This is a genomic window from Streptomyces sp. ICN903 (assembly GCF_022015835.1).
Classification (GTDB): domain Bacteria; phylum Actinomycetota; class Actinomycetes; order Streptomycetales; family Streptomycetaceae; genus Streptomyces; species Streptomyces fenghuangensis.
Genome location: NZ_JAKMAY010000298.1, coordinates 1 through 6,520, shown reverse-complemented (window position 1 = coordinate 6,520; position 6,520 = coordinate 1). Strand labels below are relative to the sequence as shown.

Genomic DNA, 6,520 nt, shown 5'->3' with positions numbered 1-6,520 from the left:
CCCCCCGGCCCGCCGCCACCGCGCGGCGGCGGGCCCGCCGGGAGACCCTGGCCGGCTACCTGTTCCTCTCCCCGTGGTGCGTCGGCATCCTGCTGCTGACGCTGGGGCCGATGCTCGTCTCCCTCTATCTGGCCTTCACCGACTACAACCTCTTCGACTCGCCCCGCTGGGTGGGCCTGGAGAACTTCTCCGAGATGTTCTCCGACGACCGCTGGTGGACGTCGGTGCGGGTCACGGCCGTGTTCGTGCTGATCGCCACCCCGCTCAAGCTCGCGGTCGCGCTCGGCGTGGCGATGCTGCTGGTGCGGCCCCGCAAGGGCCAGGGCTTCTACCGCTCGGCGTTCTACGCACCCTCGCTGATCGGGGCGAGCGTGAGCATCGGCATCGTCTGGCGGGCCCTGTTCCAGGACGACGCGGTCGTCGACCGCTCCCTGAGCCTGTTCGGCTGGGACGGCGGCGGCTGGGTCGGCGACCCGGACTGGTCGCTGCCCACCCTGATCGCCCTGTCGGCCTGGCAGTTCGGCGCGCCGATGGTCATCTTCCTGGCCGGCCTCAAGCAGGTGCCGCGCGAGCTGTACGAGGCGGCCGAGGTGGACGGCGCCGGCGCCTGGCGGCGGTTCCGCTCCATCACCCTGCCGATGATCTCCCCGGTGCTCTTCTTCAACCTGCTGCTGGAGATCATCCACTCCTTCCAGATCTTCACCTCCGCGCTCGTGATCGCCGGGCCGGGCGGACGCGCGGGCGGCCCCGGCGACTCGCTGCTCGTCTACACCTGGTACCTGTACGAGCAGGGCTTCTCCAACCTGCGCATGGGCTACGCCTCCGCGATGGCCTGGATGCTGCTCGTCGGGATCGCCTTGGTGACCGCCGTGCTGTTCTGGTCCCAGCGACGCTGGGTGCACTACGAGGAGGGGGGCCGATGAGCGCGCCCACCGGCACCGTCCGTCCCGTCCGCACCGCCCGCCCCCCGCGCACCGGCGCCGGCGCCTCGGCGCGCCGCAGGGTGCGGTCGGTCCTGTGGCACCTGGGGGCGCTGGCCCTGCTGGCCGTGGTGCTCTACCCGGTCGTCTGGGTGCTGGGCGGCTCCCTCAAACCGGGCGACGAGATCGTGGGCAGCCTGGAGTTGCTGCCCACCGATCCGATCACCGGCAACTACGAGCGGCTCGCCGACGGGATCGCGGGCATCGGCATCGAGACGTTCTTCGTGAACTCGCTGCTGGTCGCGCTGGGTTCGGTGGCCGGTGTGCTGATCTCATGCTCCCTGGCCGCGTACGCCTTCGCCCGGATCCGCTTCGCGGGCCGCAACGTGCTGTTCGCACTGATGATCGGCACCCTGCTGCTGCCCGTCCACGTACTGCTGGTGCCGCAGTACGTGCTGTTCCAGAAGATGGAGCTGATCAACACCTATGTGCCGCTGCTGCTGGGCAAGTTCCTCGCGGTGGACGCCTTCTTCGTCTTCCTGATGGTGCAGTTCATGCGCAACCTCCCCAGGGAGCTGGACGAGGCGGCCCGTATCGACGGCTGCGGCCACTGGCGGATCTACTGGACGATCGTGCTGCCGCTGTGCCGCCCGGCGCTGATCACCAGTGCCATCTTCAGCTTCATCTGGGCCTGGAACGACTTCCTCGGTCCGCTGATCTACCTCAACGAGCCCGACAAGTACACCGTCTCGCTCGGTCTGAAGATGTTCATGGACCAGGACAGCCTCGCCGACTACGGCGGCATGATCGCCATGTCGGTCGCGGCCCTGCTGCCGGTGCTGCTGTTCTTCCTCGCCTTCCAGCGCTACCTCGTCGAGGGCGCGGCCACCTCGGGGCTCAAGGGATGAGCGGGACGGGCGCCGCGGCGCGGGCTCGCGCGGACGACGCCGCGAGCGCTGAGACGGGCACGGACCGGCGGCCCCCCGCCGCCCGGTTCGCGCTCTTCGCCGAGTGCCTGCTGGCCGGGGTGTGGCTGCTGCTCGCCGCGCTCGCGCTGGTGACGGCGCTGCCCGCGTTCGCCGCCGCCTGCGGGCACCTGCGGCGCTACCTGGACGCCGAGCAGGCCGGGTGGCGGGAGTTCGCCGCCGAGTGGGCGGCCGCCGTACGGACCGGCTGGCGGTTCTCGCTGCTGTGGTGGGCCGTCCTGGCACTGCTCGCCTTCGATCTGCGGGTGGTCTCCTCCGGGCTGCTGCCCGCAGGCCCCGCGGTGGCCGCGGTCGGCGCCGCCGCCGTGGTGGCCGTGGTGGTGACCGGGCTGCGCACCGCCGCCGCCTGGCGGCCCGGCGACGACTGGGCCCGCACCGGCCGGGCCGCCGCCCGGCGCGCCCTGCGCACCGAACCGGGCGGCTCGCTCCTGCTGGCCGGAGGGCTGGCCGTGGTCGGCGTCGCCGCCTGGATGCTGCCGCCTCTGATCGCCCCGGCGCTCGGCTGCCTGGCCGCCTGCGCGGTCGCCGTCGAGCGGCGGTACGGCCGCACCTGACCGAGTCCTTCCGGTCCGGCCGCCGCGGTACCGCCGCCGGCGGCCGCCACCTTTGCCTGTCATGACTCTGACACAAGAACGGGAGCGTCATGTCTGCGATCCCCCGACGGAACGTGCTCCAGGCCGCCGCCGCGGCAGGCGCCGCCGCCCACGCCTCCTGGCTGCTCGGCGGCACCCCCGCCCACGCGGCCCGCCCGGCCGGAACCGCCGCGGACGCCAAGGGCACCGACGGCCCGGTGGAGATCACCTGGCTGGAGGACGGCGGTCTCGGCGAGGCCCCCGGCAACACCTTCGGAGTGCCCTGGCCCAAGGGCGCCCTGAAGGCCGGCACCGCCTTCTCGCTCACCGCCGCGGACGGCACCGCCGTCCCCGTCCAGACCTGGCCCACCGCGTACTGGCCCGACGGCACCCTGAAGTGGACAGCGCACGCCGTCGGCCCCGAGGCCGGGAACGCCGCCTCCTACCGCCTCACCCCCGGCGCCGCGCCCGCCGGGCCCGCCAAGGCCCTCACCGTCACCCGTAGGGGCGGCGACGTCGTGGTGGACACCGGCACCGTCACCGCCCGCATCGGCAAGGACGGCAGGTCCCTGGTGAAATCGGTGCGCCGGGGCTCCACCGAGATCGCCCGCGACGGCCGCCTGGTCCTGCTCCGCCAGGGCGGGATCGACGACGGCGACCAGGGCACGCAGAAGTGGCAGCGCTTCGACGGCGACGTCGAGGAGATCGCCGTCGAACAGGACGGCCCCGTCAGAGCGGTGGTCCGCGTCGACGGCAGACACCGCCGGGGAGGCCGCCGCTGGCTGCCGTTCTCCGTCCGCCTGTACTTCCACGCCGGCTCCGACGCCTTCCGGATGCTGCACACCGTCACCTTCGACGGAGACGAGCACGAGGACTTCATCCGCGGCCTCGGCGTGCGCTTCACCGTGCCCATGCGCGACGAGCACTACGACCGCCACATCCGCCTCGGCGGCGAGGGCCGCGGCCTGCTGTCGGAAGCGGTCCGAGGCATCACCGGACTGCGCCGCGACCCCGGCGCCGAGGTCCGCGCCAAACAGGTCAGGGGGGAGAAGCTGCCCGACCCCGCCACCTGGGACCAGCGCGTCACCAGCCGGCTGCACCTCGTCCCCACCTGGGGCGACTACACCCTCGCCCAGCTCTCCGCCGACGGCTTCACCGTGCGCAAGCGCACCAAGCCCGGCCACGGCTGGATCGCGGCCGGCGGCGGGCGCCGCGCCTCGGGCTTCGGCTACGTCGGCGGAGTCGGCGGCGGACTCTCCTTCGGGCTGCGCGACTTCTGGCGCAAGCACCCCGCCCAGCTCGACGTACGCGGCGCCGCCGGCGACGAGGCCGAGGTCACACTCTGGCTCTGGTCGCCCGAGGCCCAGCCCATGGACCTGCGCTTCTACCACGACGGAATGGGACAGGACACCCACGCCGAGCAACTCGAGGGCCTCAACATCACCTACGAGGACTACGAACCCGGCTTCGGCACCCCCTACGGCATCGCCCGCACCAGCGAGCTGATGTTCTGGGCCAACGCCGCCACCCCCGGCGCCGGGACCCTCGCCCGCCAGGCCGAGGCCGTACAGACCCCGCCCCAGCTCGTCGCCCCGCCCGCACACCTGGCCGCCGCCGGCGTCTTCGGCGCGCTGTTCGCCCCCGTCGACCGTTCCACACCCGCGAAGGCGAGGCTGGAGGACCACCTGGACTTCCTCTTCGACTACTACCGCGACCAGGTGGAGCAGCGCCGCTGGTACGGCTTCTGGGACTACGGCGACATCATGCACACCTACGACGCGGACCGGCACCAGTGGCGCTACGACGTCGGCGGCTACGCCTGGGACAACTCCGAACTCTCCCCGGACCTGTGGCTGTGGTACGCCTACCTGCGCTCCGGCCGCGTGGACGTCTTCCGCTTCGCCGAGGCCATGACCCGCCACACCGGCGAGGTCGACGTCTACCACCTGGGCCAGTGGGCCGGACTCGGCACCCGCCACGGCGTGCAGCACTACGCCGACAGCGCCAAGCAGCAGCGCATCTCCACCGCCGTCTACCGGCGCCCGTACTACTTCCTCACCGCCGACGAGCGCTGCGGCGACCTGATGCACGCCCTGGTCGACTCCGACGAGACCTTCCTCGCCCTCGACCCGCTGCGCAAGATCCGCACCGAGCCCTACGAACCCGACCCCCGCGCCCTGGGCATCGGACTGGGAACCGACTGGAGCGGGCTGGCAGCCGCCTGGCTCACCGAGTGGGAGCGCCGCGGCCCCGAGGCGGAGAAGGCCGAGAAGAAGCTGAAGGCCACCATGCGCACCATCGCGCGGATGCCCAACGGCTTCTGCACCGGCGAGGGCCGCTACGACATCGAGACCGGGGAGTTCGCCGAGGAGGGGAGGAAGGTGTCGATGAGCCATCTGAGCGCGATGTTCGGGCAGGTGGAGATCTGCGCCGAGCTGATCCACCTCACCGACGTGGAAGGCTTCGAGGAGGCCTGGCTCCAGTACTGCCGCCTCTACGGCGCCACCCGGGCCGAGCAGCAGGCCGAACTGGGCGGCTACGCCACCAACCTCATCCTCCAGCAGGGCCACTCCCGCCTCACCGCCTACGCGGCCTCCCGGCTGGAGGGCGAGCGGGAGAAGTACGGCACCCGCGCCTGGCGCGAGTTCTTCACCAAGGACGCCTGGGGCTACAGCGAGTCCTCCCCGTGGAAGGCGGAGAGGATCAGCGGGCCCATGGCCCTGGTCGAGGGCAGCGGAGCCGCCTGGGTGGACACCAACACCACCGCCCTGTACGGCCTGGCCGCCATCCAGAACCTCGCCCTGATCGGGGACCTCCTCCCCGAGTGAGGCGGGCCGGGGCGGACGGTCCAGGCTCCCGTCCGCCCCTCCCGGCCTTCTCGCGTCCCGGTACGGCGCGCCCGTCAGCGCATCCGGCCCACAGCGTGGCGCAGCCGCCGGGCCTCCCGCAGCCGCCGCTCGTAGGTCGCGCCGAAGAGCAGGAGCAGTACGCCCGCGGCGGCAGGCGGTACCCAGCGGGGCAGGAGCCCGGCCACCTGGACGACATGGGGGGCCAGTTCGTGCAGGGCGACCAGAGCGGCGGTGCCCCCGCCCATCAGCAGCGGGGCCTTCAGCCGCGACCGTGCGCCCAGCACGGTCAGGGCCAGCGCGGCGGCGCCCAGCAGCAGCGGGCGCGGCCAGTGCGTGTCCACCCAGACCGCCACCAGGCTCGGCACCAGCGTCGTCGCCAGCCCGGGGCCGTACGCCGCCCAGGAGGAGACCTCGGGCCGGATCCGGTGCAGATGGCCGACGGCCAGCGCGGCGACGGTGACCGGCAGGGTGTACGCCTCCGGCGAGGTCACCTCCCAACTCCCCAGCCGCACCCACCAGGCCGACACCAGCAGCGCGCCGCCCGCGTACGCCGCGACCGGCCGGCGCTCCGCGCGCAGCGCCACGCCCCCAGCGGCCACCCCGCACAGGGCCAGGGCCAGGGAGAGCGCGGCGGGCTCCGCGACCGTCAGCGCGACGGCCGCGGCGGCGACGGCGTACCCCGCGCACTCCACCGGCACCCCGGCCGGGCGCCCACGCAGCCGGGCGGCCAGGGGCACCGTGGCGACCGCGACGCCCAGCACCGCGAACGCCGCCCGGTGCGGCGGCACGTCCAGGGCCAGGGGCACGGCGGCCGCGAACGCGCCCGACCACAGCACTGCCGCCACGGCCGCCACCGGCCCCACCGCGACGGTGGCGCGCGCGGTCACCGCGGCCCCGGCGAAGGCGGCGGCCAGCGCGCCCAGGACGGCCACCGTCATCGCCGTTTCGGCCAGGGACCAGCCGCTCACCGCCACGGCCGCCACCACCGCCGCCACCAGCGCGGTCACCGAGGACGCCCCGGCCGCGCCCGGCAGGGGCGGGCCCACCGAGACGGCCAGCAGCACCACCACCAGCGCCACCAGCAGCACCACGGCCACCCGGTACGGCAGGTCCAGCACCACCGGCAGTACGGCCGCCGCCGCGCCCGCCGCCACCAGCGCGCCCCCGCAGGCCCGTACGCGCCACTCCCGCGG

5 protein-coding genes are annotated in these 6,520 nt (G+C 73.8%); 4 read left to right on the top strand and 1 reads right to left on the bottom strand.

The features are described 5' to 3' along the window. The 4 genes from L7D48_RS23785 to L7D48_RS23770 form a co-directional block, all read left to right on the top strand. Positions 1-923: carbohydrate ABC transporter permease (locus L7D48_RS23785; RefSeq protein WP_237882307.1), on the top strand; the 923-nt coding region annotated here is incomplete at its 5' end. Continuing rightward, entirely contained in the window at positions 920-1,828 is a 909-nt protein-coding gene (locus tag L7D48_RS23780) for a carbohydrate ABC transporter permease (protein ID WP_237882305.1), read from the top strand. The genes L7D48_RS23785 and L7D48_RS23780, both read left to right, overlap by 4 nt. Continuing rightward, positions 1,825-2,460 carry a hypothetical protein gene (locus L7D48_RS23775; protein ID WP_237882303.1) on the top strand — a complete coding sequence of 212 codons (636 nt, stop codon included), beginning with the start codon at positions 1,825-1,827 and terminating at the stop codon, positions 2,458-2,460. Before L7D48_RS23780 ends, L7D48_RS23775 begins: the two co-directional genes overlap by 4 nt. Before the next feature lie 89 nt (positions 2,461-2,549). Further along, positions 2,550-5,306, top strand: a complete 2,757-nt coding sequence (locus tag L7D48_RS23770; protein ID WP_237882301.1) for a Tat pathway signal sequence domain protein — start codon at positions 2,550-2,552, stop codon at positions 5,304-5,306. A gap of 74 nt (positions 5,307-5,380) precedes the next feature. Here the strand turns inward: L7D48_RS23770 and L7D48_RS23765 are convergent. Continuing rightward, on the bottom strand, positions 5,381-6,520 hold a 1,140-nt coding region (locus L7D48_RS23765; protein ID WP_374493509.1), incomplete at its 5' end, for an SCO7613 C-terminal domain-containing membrane protein.

Excerpts from the sequence above, each read along its gene's own strand:
- L7D48_RS23780 (WP_237882305.1), top strand. The coding sequence starts at position 920 with ATGAGCGCGCCCACCGGCACCGTCCGTCCCGTCCGCACCGCCCGCCCC.
- L7D48_RS23775 (WP_237882303.1), top strand. The coding sequence starts at position 1,825 with ATGAGCGGGACGGGCGCCGCGGCGCGGGCTCGCGCGGACGACGCCGCG.
- L7D48_RS23770 (WP_237882301.1), top strand. The coding sequence starts at position 2,550 with ATGTCTGCGATCCCCCGACGGAACGTGCTCCAGGCCGCCGCCGCGGCA.